Source organism: Pseudolactococcus yaeyamensis (genome assembly GCF_054658615.1).
The window spans coordinates 1-2,360 of the sequence record NZ_BAAGGP010000161.1 but is presented as its reverse complement, the minus strand read 5'-3'; the positions used below and the strand labels follow the sequence as shown (position 1 = coordinate 2,360).

General features: G+C 38.5%; 1 protein-coding gene and 1 tRNA gene. Both read right to left on the bottom strand.

Going from position 1 to position 2,360, the window contains the following annotated elements:
* Positions 1-613: 613 nt before the first annotated feature.
* The gene (locus tag ACYQ21_RS15310) at positions 614-1,699 is read right to left on the bottom strand and encodes a hypothetical protein (protein ID WP_460059526.1); all 1,086 of its coding nucleotides are present in this window, start codon (positions 1,697-1,699) and stop codon (positions 614-616) included.
* A gap of 395 nt (positions 1,700-2,094) precedes the next feature.
* Positions 2,095-2,179, bottom strand: a tRNA-OTHER gene (locus tag ACYQ21_RS15305).
* Positions 2,180-2,360 lie beyond the last annotated feature (181 nt).

Here is a 2,360-nt window from a genome sequence, read left to right as displayed (position 1 = left end):
AGGAGCTATCAAATACGCTCAAAAACACGGGTTCAATGTCGCTTAATTTTTTAGTAAGTCAAATAATACTTTTTGTGCGCCCTTTTTCTTGGGGCGCTTCTATTTTGAGTTTTTTTCAAACTTCCTCCTTAGGAAATTTATTATTAACCCTCATGTCTGAGGTTGAAAAGCCGTAGCTTTATCGGTGCTTTTTCCGTGAGATTTATAGTCAAAGATATCTCGAACTCATGGCTCGTTTAGCCATAGTTTTGCCATGGTAGGGACTCGCTCGTGGATGCCTGAGAGTGGTTCATTACGCCACCTTACGACTACTCCCCTATTTCTTTTTTATCTCATAGGCATACGTGGCAGCTGCTTGTAAAAACAAGCCTTATCACCATAATCAGGGCGTAGGTTGATATTCAGTTGTCAAAGAGCGATAGTTTAGTGACATTGCGGTCAAGTTTTTATTGGTCTTTATTTATCAAAAAGAACAAAGGAAATGTCAACCTAACAAACATTGAAGCTAGAATGATAGATATTACAATAGCCAATAGCAAGACAAAAGGAATGGCTAACCCATAAAGTACCAAAAGTAGTATGTTTAAAATCATATAATTTCAACTCTTTGTGATTAAAAATCCAACTCAACATTATTGCTCAATTTATGTTTAGTGAGGTTGAACAGGTTTTCAAGTCCATTGACGAAATAGTCATCATACTTGTTATGATTTTTGAGATTAGCTTCTGTAATTTCAAATTGTTTAGAAATGAATCTGGTGATAAATTCCATCTCTTCTTGTTTAGGCGACCAGTATTTTTCAGGTACTCCAATAAAGGATACGTCATGTTCAATTTCACCTGTATCAAGATTGATTAACCGCTTACAGCCACTTGGTTTCATACTCTGAATAAATTGAGGGAGTTCCATATCCAGATATGCCATCATATTGTAGATGCTATCAACTACAGCATTTTTGACGATATATTGATTTGCCGTTTTGGGTAACCTTCGCTCTACTTCATCAAACAATGGTCTATACTCTGGTAATTCATCGTCTATTTGTTGTTCTAGATAGGCTAGTTTATCAGCCTCACTAGAAGGGGCAGGTTTAGCGACAACTGGTGTATTTTGTGCTTCAATTTCTGAAAATGTTTGTTTGATTGTTGCGCTTTCTTCAACACTTACCTCATCTTGTGCCTGCGGAATTCTCTCCCAGATCCACTGAGACAACTGCTCGCGTTCTTCATCATCAATGTTTGATGGTAAACTAGCAGCTATCAACTCTTTAGTTCGATTTTTAGGTTGGGCAATCATCGATGAAAACCAAATATAGCCGTCTTCATATTGGCTCTTAAACTCCGTTAATAAGTCAAATTCACCACTTTCCAATTCTTCGAATTTCATGTCGTCAAACACGTAATTATACTCGTTTTGATTTGAGCTATACTTCTTAAAACTGATGAGATAACCTGAATTAATCAAGTTTAGCCAACCGCTGTCACAACGTTTTTGACCAAATCTTTCTGAGATTTCTTTTTTGGTAATTCGATAAGGTTTACCAGTTTCAGGATTGATACTTCCTACCATCTTTTCAACCATATCAAGATACGTTAAAACCGATAGTCCATTAGGTGTTAATCGTTTATCCCTAATGGCGGTATTAGCAAGCTGCGTGAATTTTTCGGTTCGCTTGACTTTTTTAATACTACTGCCCATAATTCTCCTTTTGCGATATAACAAAATCTCGTCCAAAAGACTTTGTCTCGCTATTATTTTGTGTTAATGCAAATAGCAGGACTTGAACCTACAACAGGATGCTCTCCTGCCACCTACCATTAATTAGGCTATCTGCTTGCGTGTTGGACCACGGCTTAGTGAGAAAAAAGGAGTATTCTCAATCCCTAGCCAAGGAATCGAACCTCGGCTAGGTTGCTCATCTTATCTTTACTGTCAATACTGTTGGAGCCTCAAGTCATTGCGCAGTGTTATTTGTTTACTAGAGATTCGCCTGCTCTCCGTGCCATCTTCACAGTTGTACGGCAACCAACTATTTTTTATAGTGTTAACCACTTCTCACTACCTTGCACACGTCTGTACTTGCGATAGTGAAATACCAAGGGCAGGACTTGAACCTGCGATAGAAAGCTGTTATATGCGATTAACAGACCTAGGCTCTACCAACTGAGCGGCCTTGGTTTAGGAGGCACAAGATAGGGGAGTATCTTGTACCTTGGGAGTAAAAAAGGAAAATATTTGCCTATTGCTAGGCAATGCTGATACCTGGAATCGAACCAAGAAATCCCGCTCCTATCACTTATCAAGCAAGAGGTGCTAATTATCAGCGTATTGACAATGTATTCACCTGTACATTGCCGAA

Excerpts from the sequence above, each read along its gene's own strand:
- ACYQ21_RS15310 (WP_460059526.1), bottom strand. The coding sequence starts at position 1,699 with ATGGGCAGTAGTATTAAAAAAGTCAAGCGAACCGAAAAATTCACGCAG.